The sequence below is a fragment of the Stieleria sp. JC731 genome (assembly GCF_020966635.1).
Taxonomy (GTDB): domain Bacteria; phylum Planctomycetota; class Planctomycetia; order Pirellulales; family Pirellulaceae; genus Stieleria.
In genome coordinates this window covers 1,178,000-1,196,650 of the sequence record NZ_JAJKFQ010000001.1, presented here as the reverse complement: position 1 = coordinate 1,196,650, position 18,651 = coordinate 1,178,000, and the positions used below count along the sequence as shown (strand labels likewise).

The window sequence follows — 18,651 nt, the reverse complement described above, 5'->3', positions numbered from 1 at the left end:
GTTTTTCATGAGCACTTCCCAGACATCGCCAAGTCAAACTCCGCCAAAAATCACTCGCGTTGACGCCCGAGCAGGCTCCGCTGAGATCCTTGACCAATTGCGCGAGAAACTTAGCCCTCGTGGTGATGTCGTTTCGCCGCGTGGGCGCGCACTGACTGAGGAAGTCTTTGGGGCACCGCTTACCCCGGTCGAGGTCGTTCAACGGATCTGCGAACAGGTTCAGACTGAAGGTACCGCTGCACTGCTGCACTACACCAAGCAACTCGACAAAGCAGACCTCAGTGCGGAACAGCTACGCGTTCCCGCGGAAGACTTGGCGGCCGCTCATGCGGCGGCCGATCCAGAGTTGCTCGAATCGATCCGCCGAATCCGCGACAATATCGTTCGATTCCAATCAGCGATCCTCCACAAGGACGTCACGATTGAACCGAATCCCGGCGTACGATTGACGCAGCGATACGTCCCACTACAGCGCGTCGGCGTTTGCGTGCCGGGAGGAGCGGCCGCCTATCCTTCGACCGTTTTGATGACTGTCGTTCCGGCCCAAGTCGCCGGTGTCTCAGAAGTTGCCGTTGTTGCTCCGCCGACTCCGTTTGGGGCTTACAACCAAGACATGTTGGCCACCTGCCACGAACTGGGTGTAACGGAAGTCTACCGCATGGGTGGCGCTCAAGCCGTCGCAGCGATGGCTTATGGAACCGACGACGTTGCCGCAGTGCAAAAGATCGTCGGACCTGGCAACCTGTTCGTCGCGCTTGCCAAGAAACTGGTTTACGGCACCGTCGACATCGATTCGTTCGCCGGACCGAGCGAAGTGATTGTGATTGCCGACGAAACCGCAAAAGCTGACTTCATCGCGGCGGACTTGCTCGCTCAAGCGGAACACTCCCCCGGCAGCGCGATCCTGATCACCTGGGATGAAGCTTTACTCGATGCTGTTGAAACCGAGTTGACCAAGCAACTGTCTGAACTATCACGCAGCGAATTGACGCTCGATAGCTTAGAAGCCTTCGGGGCCTTGATCCTTGTCCGCGATCAACAACATGCGTGCGAGTTAACAGACTCGTTCGCGCCGGAGCACCTGCACATTCAGACGGCTACCCCACAAGACTTGATCGCCTCGATTCAAAACAGTGGTGCGGCATTCCTAGGTCACTACACCCCAGTCGCCTTGGGTGACTATGCGGCTGGGCCAAGTCACGTGTTGCCCACCGGTGGGACGTGCACCTGGGCAGCAGGGCTTTGCAGCAACAGTTTCTTACGCAGCGGAAGCGTGACCGAGTTTGACCAAACCGCGATGCTACAAATCGCCGATGACGTCGAACGTCTAGCGGAAAAAGAAGGCCTGACCGCGCACGCACGCAGCGTTTCGATCCGCCGCTAAGCCGAACCTTTATCAAACGAACAATTCTTCTGGATAAGCTTGCTATGTCGAAAACCGACCTCCGCCCTGCCCTTTCGCGGATGTTGCCTTACACGCCTGGTGAACAACCACCGCCAGGAAAGTTCATCAAGCTAAACACGAACGAAAGCCCCTACCCTCCGCCCGAAGCGGTGATTCGTGCGATCCAAGACGCTGCCTCTGGCCCACTGAATCGCTACCCGGACCCAACCGCAAAATCGTTTCGCAATGAGGCGGCTCGTGTACTTGGCTTGCCAAGCCCGGACTGGATCTTGGCTGGCAACGGCAGCGACGAAATCTTGACGATCCTGGTCCGTGGTTTCGTTGGCGAAGGACAGAAATTGCGTCTGCCCTACCCCAGCTACATCCTTTATCGAACGCTCGCTGATATCCAAGGTGCGCGTTGGGAACAGACGACGTTCCTTGACGGTTGGCATCTTCCGACGATGTTTGGTGAAGGCCAAGACGACTTGCGGTTGGTGCTTCTGCCAAACCCAAATAGCCCCAGCGGCACGATTGTCCCCAAAGAAGAAATTGCCAAACTCGCCGAATCACTGCCCTGCCCTTTAGTTGTCGACGAAGCCTACGCGGACTTTGCCGGCGACAACTGCTTGGACTTGGTGCAATCACACGACAACATTTTGGTGACTCGGACGCTAAGCAAGTCCTACGCGCTGGCAGGCATTCGCTTTGGTTTCTTAGTCGGATCCCCATCGATCGTTTCCAAACTGGCCAATATCAAGGACAGCTATAACTGCGACTACTTGGCGACGGTTGCAGCGACCGCGGCAATCGGATCACAGGACTGGTTGCACGACGTCGTCGGAAAGATGAACGCGACACGCGCCCGCATGGAAACCCGTCTGACCGAACTGGGTTTCGATGTCACTCCCTCGAAGGCGAATTTCGTTTGGTGTACTCACCCAAGCGGAGAGCACGAAGCGATGCACCAATACCTGAAAAAGAATCAGGTTCTGGTTCGCTACATGAACTTTCCAGAGTGGGGCGACGGCCTGCGGATTTCGGTCGGCACAGACGACCAGGTCGACGCATGCATGATGCTGCTTGAACGGTTTCTCGCGTAGCTGATCGTCGATAATTGCCAATGGAGGTGACCGATTAGAGACTGCTGATCGAGTGGTTCTGGCAGTTCGCGGAACGCCGTGGGCAATTTGCGGAACGTAGGGGTCGAACTTGAGCACCTCCCCCCGCCTAGGTTAAACTAGAGTGGCTATCTAAGGACTCAAGTTCATATCCCGCCGATGGATCTATCGCTTCGTTTCGATGTTTGACCCTCTTCACAAGTGGCTCGGGATTCCGCCTTCGGAACAGCCTCCGAATGACTATCGCTTGCTTGGCCTGTCAAACTTTGAGAGCGATCCCGAAGTCATTGACGCCGCAGCAGATAGGGACCTGTCGTTTCTGCACGATTTGTCCAGCGGCGAACATGGCGACGAAGCCGAAGAATTGGCCAACCGTATCTCGGCCGCTCGGCTACGTTTGCTCAATCCGGAAAAGAAAGCTGCCTACGACGAACAGCTCCGTGAAGATCTTCGCGTGGAGGAAATCGACGTCGATGTCGACGCCGTGCTGCAAAGCTTCGAAGCGACCATGCAAGCCGATGAGCCTGCGATTACAGAAGCCTCTCCGCGTCCGAATTTATCAGCGGGATCCAGCCCCGCCGATATCCTGGGTATGGGCACACGATCGCCAGATGCATCACCGCCAGAAATCCCATCCGCTCCGAGAGCCAACCCCGGTAACATCCCACCGGTTCCTGGCATTTCACCGGTTCGAGCGAACCAGCGTGCTGGCGAACCGATAACGACCAATGCCAAACCACGACGCAAGAGCCGTGGATCAAAACTGACATGGCTGATCGGCGTCTTACCCGGCACGGTAATCCTGGCGGTTTTGCTTTTTAAGGTCTACACAGGCCAGTTACTTCTCGATCAAAAGAAGCTGGAAAGCCTGGGCGTTTCTTCGGAACATGCGTCTGCATTGGCGGGGATGTCGCAATCCGAAGATCCCAGCAATCAGCCAGAGACTGATAGCACCGAATCGACCGATGCTTCATCTGGCCAGGCGTCAACTAACACGCCGTCTCAAAACCAACCGCATGCGTCCCCCCGCATCAGTCAACTACCGCCGAATGCCAACACGTCCACGGCGAATCGTCAACCGCCATCGATGAATTCATCTTCAATCACGTTATCGACTCCCGGCAATCGCCCAACGACGCCACCAACTTCGACAATCTCAAACAATAGCCCCGCATCGCCAACACTCCGATCACTGCCAGGCATGCCGTCTGGTTTCCCCGCTGCACCATGGGAAATCCCCAGCGGTGAAGCGTTGGAGGCCAAAAAACAAATCGTGCGAGAGCTTTACCAGGACCAATACGACAAAGCGAAAACCGACGAGCAGCTGATTGCACTTGCGGACGAAATGTACGCCGCCGCGGTCCAAACAAACGATGACCCCGCAGGCAAATACGCTCTCCTAACAGCCTTGCTGAAAATATATATCCAAGGATCCGACCTGCAATCGGGGTTGGAGACGCTGAATCGGATGGCGGATTCATTTGGCGGAGTCGAAATCGAAGAACAAAAGCTCGATGCGTTCCAGGCGGTCAAACCTTCCAAAAGGAACACGAGAGTCTTCTGCTTTTATGCGATCGAAAACGTTACCGACGCGATCAGGAGTGGTCGCATCGATGTCGCTCGCCGAACGATGCAGATGATTGAAAACGACGTCAGCCGTGTACCGATCGAATTAAGGGGCGTTTTGAAAGATGTCGCACAACAGTTGCAGTACGCCGAATCGCTTATGGCATCTTACGAACAAAGCGGAATGACTTTGGAATCCGATCCGGATGATGCCGCTGCGATGGCGATCACCGGACGTTACCTGATCATGGTCGAAGACCGCTGGAACGAAGGGCTGCCCTATCTCGCTCAAGGAAACGATCCCTTGTTTAAAACAGCAGCTCAAGCTGAACTTAAACAGGAATCCGGCGAAACCGTACCGGCACTTCAGATCGCTGACCAATGGTTCGACATCATCGAACAAGTTGATCCCACGCTAGAAAAGTTTGCCGTGGCCGCACGGGCTAAAGAACACTACGTCAACGCCGAAAGCAAAGAAAGCACGATCGAGAGGCTCAAGATCAAGAATCGAATTGCCGTTCTTGATTCGATCCTGAATGAATCGCCCTTGCAGCAACTTCAACTGCTGCGATCAAACTTACCAGACAACGGCAGGTCCTCCCGAACGACACGGGCACCCTCATCGACCGATCGTGCCGAGATTCAAAATCCACATACCTTTGCCACCACCAGGAACAACCTTGCCGCGGTGTCTCCCGACAAGCAACAACTGAAGGTCGGGATGGGGCCCAACAACCGTGGCGGCGAAGCGATGGCGGGAGTGGAACTTCAAAATTGCGGTACGATCGATGTTGCGTACACCCCGTCACACACCACCGTCGACACGACCATCCCCACCAGTCTCGTTGGCTTTGTCATCGACTATAAAGTCGGTGCGGGATACGTTAAACGCGTCTTTGTAAAACTCTCCGCAAACGCCCTGCCCACACCGGCAAAGCTGCAAAGCCAGCATCCACACTGGGGCACCGGACGACGACCGCAACTAGAAATCCAGCGCAACTTACAATCAACGTACACGTTTGATCTGGAACAATGGGCACCGCTGAACTGGAATGGCGAGTGCTGCTTTTCTATTTATATGCGTGACGCAGGTTTAGAACGTGCGTTTACGGCGACGCTTCGCTTGAAAGCTCGACAATCGTAGCCAGGTCAAAGGAATCGAACGTTGACGGAATCAAAGACTGATTCGAATCGCAAGCCTCAGGCAGTCGGGATCGATTTAGGGACAACGTTTAGCGCGATCGCCTATGTCGACTATCGCGGTGAACCACATACGATCGCCAACAGCGAAGGCGACCTGACGACCCCGTCGGCAGCGTTGATCGAAGACGACGAAGTCACCGTTGGCAAACAAGCCGTCAAAGCACAGCGGACGCTTCCTGGCAATGTGATCACGTTCGCCAAACGCGACATTGGAAAACACGCCGTCGGCCAGAAAGTCAATGGCCGCGAACTGAAGCCCGAAGTCGTCGAATCGATGATCCTTTCGCGTCTAAAACGTGACGCCGAAAAGCGGTTGGGGATCGAAGTCAAACAAGCTGTGATTACAGTTCCGGCTTACTTCAACGAACCCAAACGTCGCGCTACGATCGCGGCCGCTGAATTGGCCGGCTTAGAAACTTTGGCGATCATCAATGAGCCGACCGCAGCGGCGATCGCCTACGGTCTGCAAACTCACAGCGAGATTCTTGGCCCACAAACCGTCTTGGTCTATGACCTCGGTGGCGGAACGTTCGACGTGTCACTCGTTCGTGTCGAACACTCGGACATTACAGTCCTTGCCACCGATGGAAACGCAAAACTGGGCGGCATCGATTGGGATCGCTGCCTAGGCCGCTGGCTTGACGACCAATTTGCAAAACGCTGCAAAGTCCGACCGACCGAATCCGAAGGCGGCACGGCGTTCCTGATGGCGGAAGCCAACGAGCTAAAGCATGCCCTATCCTCACGCAGCGAGGTCAAGGTTCTGCTGACGTTCGAAACGGCCACCTTAAAGACAACTTTGACACGCGCCGAATTCGAAGAGATGACAGCGCACCTGCTGGACCGAACCCGCTTTACCGTTCGCAAACTTCTCAAAGAAGCCGACGTCAAATGGGATCAGGTTGACCAAATCGTCCTTGTCGGCGGCAGCACTCGGTTGCCTCAAGTCACGAAAATGCTTAGCGAAGTGTCCGGCACCGATCCCAACCAGACGGTCTCGCCCGATGAAGCGATCGCGCATGGTGCGGCAATCTATGCCGACACGATTTTGCGAAAAAGGAAAGCCAAAAAGGAAAATACACCGGCCGAGCCGACTTTAAAAATCTCGGACGTCAATGCACACCAACTGGGCGTCTTGGGAATCGATGTGGAAACGCGTTTGCGCACCAATTACGTGATGATCAAACGCAACACGCCGATTCCCGCCAAGGTCGTCGCTCGGTTCGAGACACTGCGTAACAACCAACGCAGCGTGGTTGTGGAAGTTGTCGAAGGCGGAGACAAGCGGGGACGCTACGGCACCCACCTGGGCCGCTGCGTCCTCGGCGGCTTGCCGGCGGGTTTACCAGCCGGCACGGCAGTCGACGTAACGTTTCGCTATAACCGTAACGGATTATTCGTCGTCGAAGCTCGATTACCGCGAACCGGCCATGAAGCGTCCATTGTCGTTGAAAGAAACAAAACCATGGTCTCGTCTGACTCCATCGATGATTTCGAAGTTGAATGGAAAATCATGGAGTGACAAAATCATCAAGCAACCCTGGCAACAATCACGATTGCTTGAATAATCGTCTTGCCATAACGAGTCCTACCGATCTTCGATTTACCAAGCACCTATGTCCCGCACCGCATCGATCTCACGCAAAACCGGCGAAACAGATATCCAGTTGACCGTCAATCTGGACGGCAATGGCGAAGGAAAACGCAGTTCGGGAGTCGGCTTTCTCGATCACATGCTGGATCTGCTCACCCGGCATGCCCTGATCGACTTGGATGTTGCCGCGAAAGGCGATCTACATGTCGATGACCACCACACCACCGAAGACATCGGCATCGCCTTGGGAGCCGCCGTCCACCAAGCCCTTGGAGATCGCGCCGGCATCCGTCGCTACGGACACTTCACGTTGCCAATGGATGAATGTCTCGTCACCGCCGCTGTGGATTTGGGTGGCCGGTATGCGTTCGAATACAATGCCCCGATTGCCGCACACAAGATTGGGACATTCGACAGTGAATTGATTGAGCACTTCTGGCAATCGTTTGCCGCCAACGCCAATTGCAATTTACACGTGCTGTTGCACTACGGACGAAACTCGCACCACATTGCCGAGTGTGTGTTCAAAGCGACCGCCCGAGCAATTCGGATGGCGGCAGAGTCAGACCCCAGAAGCGACGCCGTACCAAGCACAAAGGGCGTTCTGTAGTCAGGGTGATCTGTAGTTTCTGGACACAGAAGATTTTTCAACCGTGGTTAACCGTTTGAGCCCCAGGACACCTAACCGCACGCTGGCGCGTAGCGGCTGATCTGGTCATCAACTGAGCCGATACGCGCTAGCGTCGGTTAATGGATTCGTAAAACAGCTGGAAACGCAAGGCGGGAGTGTCACCACATCAGCCGCTGAGCGTTAGCTCACGGTTAACAACGAGGTCTTCACGCAACCGCGGCTAGCGCCGTTGCGGCTCAGGAAGATAAACCTCTCTGGCCCGATTCGCGCTAGCGTCGGTTAATTGGATTGGATCAGTATCCACCGCTGCCGGAATCACACCTAACCGCACGCTGGCGCGTGGCGGCTGATCTCGTCATCACCCTGCCCCGCATACACGTTAGCGTCGGTTGTTCAGGACGAGACAGGACTCGTCGCCTCGCCCACGACCACCATTGCTATCGCGTGGTGATTGAATCGAGCGCGAAATCATCTCGTGCATCGAATGGATGAAACAACCGGGCGATTCGCTTGGCGAGGATATTCCCGACGAACAGCTTTCGGAACCTTGCCTCGGTCGTTTCACTCGTCGAAACTCCGCCGGCGATGTTCGGATACGTGAAGTCTTCCAGATCGCTGCTAAACAACTCCTCGCCAGTCTTGGTATCGACCACCGAAATGTGGATGTCCGCATGCCCGCGGAACAAAGTCGGTCCTTCCTGGAGCGACAATTCCAGAACCTCGATAGCGAGAACCTTGTCAGCGTTGACACCTCGTCCAATTTCGCCAAAGTCCATCTCGTCCCAACCGTGAACGTCACGCCAATCGGCGATCTTGTCCTCACGAACTAAGGCGATATCGTCGACTTCTGCACCTAAAATTTTGGCGACCGAATGGCTCAGCAATGCGGCAGAGATGTCATCACCAAAGCGACTGTTTTCGGTGATGGTAACGATTGCCACTCGACTGTCTTCCAGCCCTTCAAAAGCGGCAGGCGTTTGATCCGCCCCAGTCACATGCATGATGTTGGCAATCAGGGGCGCACAACCGGTTTGGAGCGATGCGGTGGCTGCAATGAGTAACGCTACAGTCTTGGCAAACGCCGTCATAAATACGCGGCGGTCGCTGGTTCGATTGATTCGCATCGGCAAGATTCCCTTTTTGCCATCGTCGTTTAGTCCTTGAATAGGTTCGGTACGCTATCGAACACCTAAAACGCAATGGCAATGTGCACAATTTGCCAGGTCTAGGCCCGAACCAGCCTGAAGAGTCGAAACTTGCTAGCAAGCAAACCCGACGCTATTCGTCCTGCGGCTCAACGTCGACGCTGACTTTCAAGATATTCGTGCCGCCACCGAGCACGACGCCTCGCATCGGACTGACGTCTCCATAATCACGACCGATACAAATCGGGATGTGGTCTGTCGAAACCAGGCAGGCATTGGTGGGATCGAGCCCCAGCCAACCGAGCTTCTCACCCCCATAGAGCTCGATCCATGCATGTGACTCATCGGCACCGACTAAGCGTTCTTTGCCTGGAGGTGGCGTGGTTCTCAAGTACCCGCTGACGTAGCGTGCTGCCAGGCCTAGAGAACGCAGGCAGGCGATTTGGACATGGGCGAAATCTTGACAGACGCCCGCGCGAAGTTTGAATGCCTGTTCGGTGGTGGTGTCGACGGTCGTTGCCGTCACGTCATAGGCAAAATCCTTGTTGATACGGCATGTCAGGTCCAATGCCGCTTCAAAGATTCCGCGTCCAGGGGAAAACGATTCGTTTGCGTACGCCGCGAAGGCCTCTGACGGATTGATTCGTGGAGAGCAATACCGGTGCTCATCAATTTCAGGATCAACCAAGCCTTGCCCTAAATTCAGCAAGCCTTCCCAAGGCTGCATCTTGTCGATCTCGGAAATGCTAGGCGATGTGACCGTCACTCGGCTTTCGACGATCACACGAAGAGCCGTATGGATCGCTTCGATAGAAAACGTCGTCACCAGATTTCCGAAATAGTCGTAGTGTTCGTCCCAACTATTTGGATCTGGGTCGATCGTCACCTCCGTTTCATCGCACAGTAGGTTGCCGCCAGTGACCGGCTGCATCCGCAGCTGGTTTTGACAGGCCGCAACCGGTTCGCTGTATTCGTATTCGGTTTGATGTCGAATTCGATAAGTCACGACGCGCGGGTTCGTCGGCAGGATCTCAGGAGCGTTTTTTTCGGGGCGTTGGCCTACGGGGCGAGTGCCGCTGTTCATCGTTCCGTACCCGTCAACTGTTGAGTCGATTCTGTGTGAATCAGATAACGCGCGTTGATCTGATTGAACAGTTCCGGCAGATCGCCGGCAATCTCTTCAAGCAATTGTTGCAGATTCTCAAGCCTGCCGTCTTTAGCAGTGATTGCCAGCTTCACAGGATCAGCGGTCGTGACACGAAACTGAAGCCCTGAAACGAGACGCAGAATCGCATCTGAACCGGTCGGCCCTTCGATCGTGGGCAGCTTATCCATCAGTGAAGCGATTCGATCAAACTGGAACTGCAACGACCTAGGGTTGGTTTCGTCGGTGACCAACAAATCGATCACCGGTGCGAGCTGCACCAGATTGATATACCTGGATCGATACGTCATCAAACAGTCGGCAACCTCTAAGGCCGCTTCACAAATCGGCTTGCCACTGTCGGTCGGCGGACACAACATCGTGGTCATCAAATCACAGATGTACTCTGCCCGCTCGATCCGTCGACCAAGCTCGATGAATTGCCAGACATGTGTCCTGACCACGCTTTCGCTGGTCAGTCCGGCAAGCGCGAGAAGGTCGACGATCAGTCGGCCGGTCCGATCGAGCGCCTCGTTGATCGTGACGTGCGCCGGATTCTTCGAACCGTCGGTCACGACTGGTTTGTTCAAATCACGAGCCGCTCGCTGAATGATTCGATACGCATCGATCGACAAACGATCTCGCACCGACGCGGCGTTATGCAGGATCGAATCCATGGTTCGACATAGCCCACGCGCCTGACCACGATCCAAGACCGACGCGGGCAAAATCTGCTCAACCGTAGGAAGACTGGCTGAAAACTGATCGACAGCGTAGCTGGGTTCGATCTGACCAGAGGAAGCGAGCGCGTAGACCAGCCTTCTTACTTCGGGAAGCGTTTCCCAGTTGTCTTCACCGGAAACCCGAGCCAGGGTGGTCCGCAGCAGGCGAGCTGCCGATTCGGCTCGTTCGGCATAGCGTCCCAACCAGAACAGATGCTCTGCTACCCGACTGGGCAGGTCTGCACCGCCGCGTCGGATACTGATCGTCGCTTTCGAATCTTTCAGTAACGTTTTGTGTTGGTCGACCGGCTTGTTGCTCGTAATCCAACAATCCAATGTCATCCCGCCGCTTACAAGCGAGCGAGTCAGATCTAATTCGTCTTGCCCCGCACGAGCCAACGCCCCCGGAAGCACGTTGATGCCGCTGGGTGTCGTCAACTGAAAACAACGCAAAGCAACTTTGCGCGATTCGATCGCTTCGCCGGACCAAATCGGCGTTCGGCTGAATCGCAACTTTCGCTGAGCCACATACTTTTCGGGTGACTTGTTCAGCTTGCCGAAGAACTCGTCACGCTGCGCCACATCGAGTTCATCAACAACAATTGGACGGCTGCTATTAACGATGTAGGCATCGCGGAAGACAAAGTCACCGATATTCTGCGTCACAAACGCTCGGTCATTCAGGTCCCCACACCAGTAGGTTTCGGCAGACTGCAGCGACAGCGGAGTCCCATAGAAAAACTCACTGGCCTTATTTAGATAAGCCATCAACGCGGGTGCTTGCGCCAACACGCTGCCGATCGTATTCACCACGGCAGCAGACTGACGACGAATGCAACGCATCAGCCCGGTCACACCTTCGACCGAGGCCGGGTTCAACTCCAGCGGATCACAATGACGATCAGAAACGTGTCGCCACAACACCTGGATCGGTTTAAGGCCGCCCAGAGTCTTCATGTGTAATTCACCGCCACGCACCGCCAAGTCGCTGCCTTGGACAAGCAACAGGCCCAAGTAACGCGCTAGATACGTGTCTTCAAATTCTCGATAGCTACCGCTAGGTGGCGTTAGTAAAGCGATCCGTGGGTTATCACGTTTTGACTTTGCCTGTGCACGTAGATGGTCAATCAGTGTTTCGAAGAACGAAGCCAACCGATGCGTGTTGGTGCGCCGAATCAATGTTGGCATGACTCGACTGGTGACGACGCGGTTCTCTAGCAGGTAGCCCAAACCGCTGGGGGCACGAGTCCGATCGCCAATGACCTTCCACTGACCGTCAACATCGCGAGCCAGATCGGTCGCCGAAACATGCAGCTTTTGTGAGCCAGGATCTAGTTCATGGTATGCCCGGTGGTATGTCGGATCAGACCAAAGCAACTCCCCCGGAATGATTCGCTCGCGAATTAGCCTTTGTGGGCCGAGCAAGTCATTGAGCACCGTTTCCAGTAACCGCGTCCGTTCGATCAAACCTTCGCGAAGCAGCTGCCACTCTTCTTGTTGAAACAAAAACGGGATCACTGACAGCCGCCACGGCCGATTCATCTGAGCCTGTGGCGAGGGTGCCGAATGGTCGGCAGGCTGGAAAGTGACGCCGTTGTCCCGGATGAACTGATCAACCGATCGAGAGCGTGTCTTTAGGATCGACGGCCCCAGCATTTCGACTTCGGAAGACAGCAGCGACCACTGTGGACGCACCGCCCCCGTCGCATCGACGCGTTCGTCGAAGTCACCATCGGTGTTCGGAAGTGAGTTCCAAAGGGAACCAGCCTGAAGCATCGTGTTCAAAGAATTCTATTTCCAGCGTACTGGTACTGACCCAGTCCTGATCTCAATTGAAGTGACCTGTGCAGTTGCCGTTGGGTTGGGCCGGGGATTGACCCCAGGGATTGGGTTCTTTCCGCCAACATGAATCAGAGGTCAGCATGACTCGCCATGCTGGAATCGCTCCACATTGCCCTTACACCCCTCGCCTTGCGGATTGTGTGTCACCATGGACCACCACAAGACGGATCGTTTTTGCGCAGCAATTCCGGTCTGTTTTTACACGACGAACGGCCTAATCCATTTGATATTTTGCCAGCTAGAACCCGCAAACGGGAAAATTCATTTGCGTTTCAGAGACAAAACCCGTTTGTGACCGGCAAGATCTTTGATGAAACGGGATTCTTCGTACTCCCCGAACTGTTCGGCAATCTCTGCGCAAGCCTTCGCAATCATCGGGCTTAACTCAATGATCAACCGTCCACCTGATTTTAGGCGGGTGAGAGATTGTTCCATCAGGCGTCGAATTGTCTCAGTGCCTTTGGGGCCTGAGACAAGAGCCGTTTTGGGCTCAAAGTCGCGGACGGTCCGATCCAATTCCTTGTATTCCGCCTCGGTAACATACGGCGGATTGCTGAGAATTAGATCGAATTGCGGGGGATCCTTAACCGCTTCCAACAAGTCGCTGGCAACAAAATTTATACGATCAGCGACATCATGCTGCTCCGCGTTCCAAGTCGCGATTTCAATTGCCGGTGCGCTCAAATCGACCGCCGTGACTTTTGCATTGGGACAATGAACGGCAAATGCGACCGCAATCGCACCACTTCCGGTTCCCACATCGGCAACCATCAGAGGCGAATGATCCGCTTGACGAGTAGCCGCAATCTGCTTGGCGCAATCCAAGGCCTCGATGACCAGATGCTCTGTTTCTGGTCGTGGAATCAACGTGTGTTCGTTAACACGGAATCGGAGCGAATAAAACTCCTTGTAGCCGACCAACTGCGCAACAGGAGTCCCTTCACCACGCCTGCGAACCAACTCGCGGAAAGCGGCCCGTTGCTCGGCATCAGGCTCTTGCTCAAACGCGGTGTAGAGCTCAATCCGGCTGCAATGTCGAGCGTGTGCAAGCAGGATTTCCGCATCCAGACGGGGCGAATCGCTGCCGTGCTTAGAAAAATAGTCTGTCGTCCACTGCAGCAATTTCAGGACGCTCCACTTTTCGGCGGACGTTTGGTTTTCAGACATTAATCAATCATGTCCCCGCGCATTTGATCGCGATCGTACTCGATCAACGCTTCAGTAACCGGTGCTAAATCACCGGCGATGATCTGGTCCAGTTTATAAATGGTCAGATTGATCCGGTGATCGGTCAGGCGGTTTTGAGGAAAATTGTAAGTCCGAATACGCTGGCTGCGGTCCCCAGATCCGATCAAGCCCTTGCGCTGCTCCGCTTGGCGGTTGGCTTCCTCTTCTCGTTTCTTTTCGTAGATTCGAGCTTTCAAGACCCGCAGGGCTTTGGCGAGGTTTTTGTGCTGGCTTTTTTCGTCCTGGCACTGAACAACGATGCCGGTTTCGTGGTGGGTCAGACGAACAGCCGACTCCGTTTTATTGACGTGCTGACCACCGGGTCCGCTGGCACAGAACTTATCAAGACGGTAATCGTCGGGCTTCAAGTCGACTTCGACGTCTTCCGGTTCAGGCATCACAGCCACGGTAGCGGCGCTGGTGTGGACCCGGCCCTGTGTCTCTGTTTCGGGAACCCGCTGCACGCGGTGTCCACCGGACTCGTAAGCCAAATCGCGGAATACGTTTTCGCCTTCAAGGGTCAACGTGATTTCTTTAAAGCCGCCCATGTCAGACACGCTGCTGTCCATGACTTCGACTTTCCAACCGCGCAATTCCGAATAGCGACGATACATTTCGAACAAGTCACGAGCAAACAGAGCTGCCTCTTCACCGCCCGTACCTGCGCGAACTTCCATGATGCAACGGGTTCGGTGCGAGTCTTCACCGCCGACGGTCATCGACAGCAGGTCTTCCCACAGGACCTCTCGTTCCTTGCGAAGCGTCGACATTTCCGCTTCGGCCATCTCACGCTCGTCGGCATCTTCGGCTGCCTCGGCCATCTCCTTACATTCGCCGATTTCCGTGCTCAGACGTTTGAATTCGCGGTACTTTCCGGCCAAGCGAGCCAAACCGCCATGTTCCCGAGCGGTCGCGCTCATCCGAGCCCCGTCGCCGAGAACTTCAGGGTCGGACATGTCACGTTCGAGTTGTTCAAAGCGACCTAGTTTTTCATCCAGAAGTTCGCGAATGCCGCTCATGGAAACCGAGAGGAAAAAGGGGATAGAGGGACGCCGTTCGGCCCAGCGGCCGATCGTTGCACCGGTTCAAGACGATGCTGACTGTAAACAAAAACCGCATGGTCCTGTACCGGATTAAGGGACCATGCGGTTGCGTTTGCCTTGCCGTGACCGTTCGGAAACGGTTCACGTGGCCAAGATGGCGTCGCTATTTCTTTTTCTTGCCTTTCGCTTGCAAGCTGCCGTATGAGCCAGCCGCAAATTTTTTCTGGAACTTGTCGATACGACCGGCGGTGTCAACAAACTTCAGCTTGCCGGTGTAGAACGGGTGGCAACCGTTGCAGATATCGACACGCATTTCGCCAGGGCGGACCGAGCGGGTCTCAAATGAATTGCCACAACCACAGACGACGGTCGTCTTTTCGTACTTAGGGTGAATGCCTTCTTTCATGGCACTAATGTCTCGCTAGTCTAGCTAATTCGGGGGTGGTCTGGCTGCTGTACAGATCCACGAAGCCCCAAAGGATAGGCGACGACCTACCGAAACGGCAAGGGCCTTTTTTCAAAGTCAAACCGTGCCCAGGCACCGACTTGGGTAAAATCCCGCCGATTCGAACGGCCATCCATTCATTTGGGGGGCGAGCGATCGCACGTCGACGCGCAATCGAGATGAGTTCCCGCCTAGAGTCAGGCAGATTTTCGTCATTCAAGCACCAAGACTTGAACGGAAGAACGCGAGCGAAAAACCGCCGTGGCCAGTGTTCGCGTTAGAAGCGGTTAGCCGAACCAATCGGAAACAACCTCCACATCAGCCGCAGAACGCCAGCTCGCGGTTGATACCGATGTGTTCACGCAACCAACGCCTTTGCGGCTCAGGAAGATAAACGGCTCTGAGCCGCATTCGCGCTAGCGACGGTTGAAGGGTTGGAAAACCAGCTGGAAACGGGAGGCGGGAGTGTCTCCACATCAGCCGCTGAGCGTTAGCTCACGGTTAACACCAAGGAAATCACTCAACCGCGGCTAGCGCCTTCGCGGCTCAGGAAGATAAACGGCTCTGAGCCGCATACGCGCTAGCGACGGTTGAAGAGTTGGAAAACCAGTTGGAAACGCGATGCAGGAGTGTCTCCACATCAGCCGCTGAGCGTTGGCTCACGGTTAACACCAAGGAAATCACTCAACCGCGGCTAGCGCCTTCGCGGCTCAGGAAGACAAATTACCTTGAACCGCATTCGCGTTAGCGACGGTTGATTGAGGTTCAAACTGCATCGGCGGGCAGAGCCCGCAGAACATTGCATGCGAGGCAGGAGCCTCGCACGAGAAATGAGCACTCGTCGCAAGGCTCCGCCTTGCAACGCACTGATGGCAGCCTCCCGGCTGCCGCGATGCACTCAACGCGGCTCAGGAAGACAAACCAACTTGAGCCGCATTCGCGTTAGCGACGGTTGAATGAGGTTCAATCCCCATCAGCGGGCAGAGCCCGCAAGACATTGCATGCGAGGCAGGAGCCTCGCACGAGGAATGAGCACTCGTCGCAAGGCTCCGCCTTGCAACGCAATGCATGGCAGCCTCCCGGCTGCCGCGATGCACGCAACCGCGGATAGCGCCTTTGCGGCTCAGGAAAACAAACCTCCCTGAACCGCGTTCCCATTAGCGACGGTTGCTTGAAACTCCTTCCAAACGACCAACCTTGATTATTCCTTTGGCAACAAAACCTTGTCGATGACATGGATGACGCCGTTGGAAGATTCGATGTCAGCCTTCACAACCTTTGCCTTGTTGATCATCACGGTGCCATCCTTGGTCATGATGCTGACAGTTGAACCTTGTGCGGTTTTCGCATCGTCCAACTTGACCACCTGACTGCTCATCACCTTCCCTGGGATGACGTGGTACTTCAGGATGCTAACCAGCTTGCCTTTGTTTTCTGGTTGCAGAAGACTCTCAACGGTTCCGTCTGGTAACGCTTTGAAGGCTTCGTCTGTTGGTGCGAGCACTGTGAACGGACCGTCGCTGGACAACAGCTCTGCAAGCCCAGCGGCCTTCACTGCTGCAACAAGCGTTGTGAACTTCTTCGCTTCAACAGCGTTCTCAACAATGGTTTTCTCACTGCTATCGGCGTACGCTTGTACTGCAACTGTTCCGGCCAAAACAAACGCCAGTGCCATGGTCATGATCTTACGCATAGTTCGAACTCCGCGATCGAATAAGAATTGACGCTACACGCCGGCTTGCGAGTCAACATGACTTGCGATGAAAGGGATTGGTTCAGCCGATCGTGTCGTTGATCAATTCGGTTGGGTGTGCGATCGGATTGTCAAACCACGACAAGTGAAATGAGTGTGTTCAACGACACATTTTTTTTGTCACTTGACGGCACGATATAAAACCCACTTATCGATCTTGCGGCAGCTCAACCGACGCGATCAAAAAAGTTTGAAATAGTCGGTTAACGACGCGCGACTTGGCCGGTTCACACTCGTTGCTTGCCGACTACTGAATCGCCTTGACGACGCGTCGCAAAGAATCGGGCGTCTGTAATCACCCGGCAAAACACGGCCTCAATGTGCGAACCGCCACTGACTACCCCAATCACGGAGATGGATAACGTGGCCTAAGGCCGGCGTCTTGGACAAATCATTGATGCCCTGTCGAGAAATTCTTCCGCGGCTTCTTGGCGCCGCGAAAAAAGTTTGGAAAGCGACTTAACGATCTGCTTGAGTCAGTCGACTGAGCTTTCTCGTGACGCACTTCGACCTAGGCTCCGGCCTGACGCATCTGCGCGGCAACCGAATCGATGATCGCGTCAAGATCGTTCGTCGCTTTGAAGCCGATCGTTTCGCGAATTCGAGTCAGGTCAGGAACTCGGCGGCGAATGTCTTCAAAGGATTCATCATATGCATCGGCATAAGATTGAAACTCGATTTCCGCTTTCGGATTGACCCTTTCGATAACTCGTTTGGCCAAGTCCAAAATGGAAACAGGTGTATCGCTACCGATGTTGTAAACACGCCCGTGCGCCGAAGGCTGTTCCACAAGTTCGATGACTCCGCGAACAACATCGTCGACGTGCGCGAAACAACGGATCTGCTTTCCATCATCATGGACCACCAATTTGTCACCTCGCAAAGCGGCGGCAACGAACCGGGGCAACACCATGCCATACGCACCGGTTTGCCTTGGGCCAACGACGTTAAAGAAACGCCCGACGACAACTGGCAACTGCTGCTCTTTATGGAACGCCAATGCCAAGAATTCGTCGATCGCTTTGCTAACTCCGTAGCTCCAGCGCGGCTTTGTGGTCGCTCCGAAAACCAAATCGTCTTCTTCGCACCAAGTCTCCTTGGGGTTTTTTCCATAGACTTCGCTTGTGCTAGCGATGAAGCACGGCACCAACTTTCCGCGTTTGGCCCGTTCGCCCAAGCGATCGAGAATCAACTGCGTCGGATACACGTTCCGCTCGATCGTCTGGATCGGCTGCGCCGCGATCAGCGCAACGCCGACAGCGGCAGCGAGGTGATAAACACAGTCAGCTCGCCCGATTACTTCCGCGACCAGTCGATCATCCTCGACTCCTCCCTGGATAAACTCCAGCCGGGGGTGGTCGATCACCGCTTGAAGATTGTTCTGATTACCCGTGGAGAGGTCGTCGACGATTAAGACGTTGTCCCCCCGATCGAGCAAGCGCTGAGCCAGATGGGACCCAATAAATCCGGCGCCGCCGGTAATGACTTGCGTTTTTCCAGTGGGGCGGATTTCGTTCACAGTTGGGTTTCGTAGCGGTGGAATCGGTGAGATTTGTCGATTTCGTGGTTTTAGACGAGTCTGTTGTACGTTCAGACCGGTCAAATTGGTTCGATGCGGGGTTACGACGCCAACCGAGCGGTCTCGTACCGTAGGGGTTTTGCGGAATAGGCCCCGCCAGAACAATTCGCTGGGTCGTGTTCGCTGGGCAGTATTCGCTGGGGAATGTTTTGCCCAGCAACGCCTCATCGCTAGAACCATATCGAATCTAGCCCGCATTTCGCTTGCAAAAACGCAGGTTGATCGGTTTGGGCAATTTGGGCGACGAACTAT

General features: G+C 54.9%; 13 protein-coding genes. 5 read left to right on the top strand and 8 right to left on the bottom strand.

What is annotated here, in order from left to right; all coding sequences use genetic code 11:
• Positions 1-7: 7 nt before the first annotated feature.
• The 5 genes from hisD (at position 8) to hisB (ending at position 7,478) form a co-directional block, all read left to right on the top strand.
• Complete coding sequence (hisD, locus tag LOC67_RS03895) at positions 8-1,384, top strand: histidinol dehydrogenase (RefSeq protein WP_230261203.1); 1,377 nt, start codon at positions 8-10, stop codon at positions 1,382-1,384.
• 44 nt (positions 1,385-1,428) lie between these two features.
• Complete coding sequence (gene hisC, locus LOC67_RS03890) at positions 1,429-2,487, top strand: histidinol-phosphate transaminase (protein WP_230261202.1); 1,059 nt, start codon at positions 1,429-1,431, stop codon at positions 2,485-2,487.
• A gap of 199 nt (positions 2,488-2,686) precedes the next feature.
• Positions 2,687-5,215: a hypothetical protein gene (locus LOC67_RS03885; protein ID WP_230261201.1), complete on the top strand. Its 2,529-nt coding sequence runs from the start codon at positions 2,687-2,689 to the stop codon at positions 5,213-5,215.
• A gap of 21 nt (positions 5,216-5,236) precedes the next feature.
• Entirely contained in the window at positions 5,237-6,796 is a 1,560-nt protein-coding gene (locus tag LOC67_RS03880) for an Hsp70 family protein (RefSeq protein ID WP_230261200.1), read from the top strand.
• A 94-nt stretch (positions 6,797-6,890) separates the two neighbouring features.
• Positions 6,891-7,478, top strand: coding sequence for an imidazoleglycerol-phosphate dehydratase HisB (gene hisB, locus LOC67_RS03875; RefSeq protein WP_230261199.1), 588 nt, complete (start codon positions 6,891-6,893; stop codon positions 7,476-7,478).
• 458 nt (positions 7,479-7,936) lie between these two features.
• On the opposite strand, the gene LOC67_RS03870 is transcribed toward hisB, so the two are convergent.
• The 8 genes from LOC67_RS03870 to LOC67_RS03835 all read right to left on the bottom strand — a co-directional run bounded on the left by LOC67_RS03870 (position 7,937) and on the right by LOC67_RS03835 (position 18,339).
• Positions 7,937-8,623, bottom strand: coding sequence for a hypothetical protein (locus LOC67_RS03870; RefSeq protein ID WP_230261198.1), 687 nt, complete (start codon positions 8,621-8,623; stop codon positions 7,937-7,939).
• 154 nt (positions 8,624-8,777) lie between these two features.
• Positions 8,778-9,728 carry a transglutaminase family protein gene (locus LOC67_RS03865; RefSeq protein WP_230261197.1) on the bottom strand — a complete coding sequence of 317 codons (951 nt, stop codon included), beginning with the start codon at positions 9,726-9,728 and terminating at the stop codon, positions 8,778-8,780.
• A complete protein-coding gene (locus LOC67_RS03860) occupies positions 9,725-12,286 on the bottom strand; it encodes a circularly permuted type 2 ATP-grasp protein (RefSeq protein ID WP_230261196.1) in 2,562 nt (853 codons plus the stop codon). The genes LOC67_RS03865 and LOC67_RS03860 overlap by 4 nt, the downstream gene beginning before the upstream one ends.
• A gap of 327 nt (positions 12,287-12,613) precedes the next feature.
• Entirely contained in the window at positions 12,614-13,519 is a 906-nt protein-coding gene (gene prmC / locus LOC67_RS03855) for a peptide chain release factor N(5)-glutamine methyltransferase (protein WP_230261195.1), read from the bottom strand.
• Positions 13,519-14,598, bottom strand: coding sequence for a peptide chain release factor 1 (prfA, locus tag LOC67_RS03850; RefSeq protein ID WP_230261194.1), 1,080 nt, complete (start codon positions 14,596-14,598; stop codon positions 13,519-13,521). The genes prmC and prfA overlap by 1 nt, the downstream gene beginning before the upstream one ends.
• Positions 14,599-14,785: 187 nt before the next feature.
• Positions 14,786-15,028, bottom strand: a complete 243-nt coding sequence (rpmE, locus tag LOC67_RS03845) for a 50S ribosomal protein L31 (RefSeq protein ID WP_230261193.1) — start codon at positions 15,026-15,028, stop codon at positions 14,786-14,788.
• Between the two features lie 1,240 nt (positions 15,029-16,268).
• A complete protein-coding gene (locus LOC67_RS03840; protein WP_230261192.1) occupies positions 16,269-16,760 on the bottom strand; it encodes a fasciclin domain-containing protein in 492 nt (163 codons plus the stop codon).
• 571 nt (positions 16,761-17,331) lie between these two features.
• Entirely contained in the window at positions 17,332-18,339 is a 1,008-nt protein-coding gene (locus LOC67_RS03835) for an NAD-dependent epimerase/dehydratase family protein (RefSeq protein WP_230261191.1), read from the bottom strand.
• Between the last annotated feature and the right edge of the window lie 312 nt (positions 18,340-18,651).

Coding starts and splice junctions, on each gene's coding strand:
- rpmE (WP_230261193.1), bottom strand. CDS start 15,028: ATGAAAGAAGGCATTCACCCTAAGTACGAAAAGACGACCGTCGTCTGT.
- hisD (WP_230261203.1), top strand. CDS start 8: ATGAGCACTTCCCAGACATCGCCAAGTCAAACTCCGCCAAAAATCACT.
- LOC67_RS03865 (WP_230261197.1), bottom strand. CDS start 9,728: ATGAACAGCGGCACTCGCCCCGTAGGCCAACGCCCCGAAAAAAACGCT.
- prfA (WP_230261194.1), bottom strand. CDS start 14,598: ATGAGCGGCATTCGCGAACTTCTGGATGAAAAACTAGGTCGCTTTGAA.
- prmC (WP_230261195.1), bottom strand. CDS start 13,519: ATGTCTGAAAACCAAACGTCCGCCGAAAAGTGGAGCGTCCTGAAATTG.
- LOC67_RS03870 (WP_230261198.1), bottom strand. CDS start 8,623: ATGCGAATCAATCGAACCAGCGACCGCCGCGTATTTATGACGGCGTTT.
- hisC (WP_230261202.1), top strand. CDS start 1,429: ATGTCGAAAACCGACCTCCGCCCTGCCCTTTCGCGGATGTTGCCTTAC.
- LOC67_RS03860 (WP_230261196.1), bottom strand. CDS start 12,286: ATGCTTCAGGCTGGTTCCCTTTGGAACTCACTTCCGAACACCGATGGT.
- LOC67_RS03885 (WP_230261201.1), top strand. CDS start 2,687: ATGTTTGACCCTCTTCACAAGTGGCTCGGGATTCCGCCTTCGGAACAG.
- LOC67_RS03840 (WP_230261192.1), bottom strand. CDS start 16,760: ATGCGTAAGATCATGACCATGGCACTGGCGTTTGTTTTGGCCGGAACA.
- hisB (WP_230261199.1), top strand. CDS start 6,891: ATGTCCCGCACCGCATCGATCTCACGCAAAACCGGCGAAACAGATATC.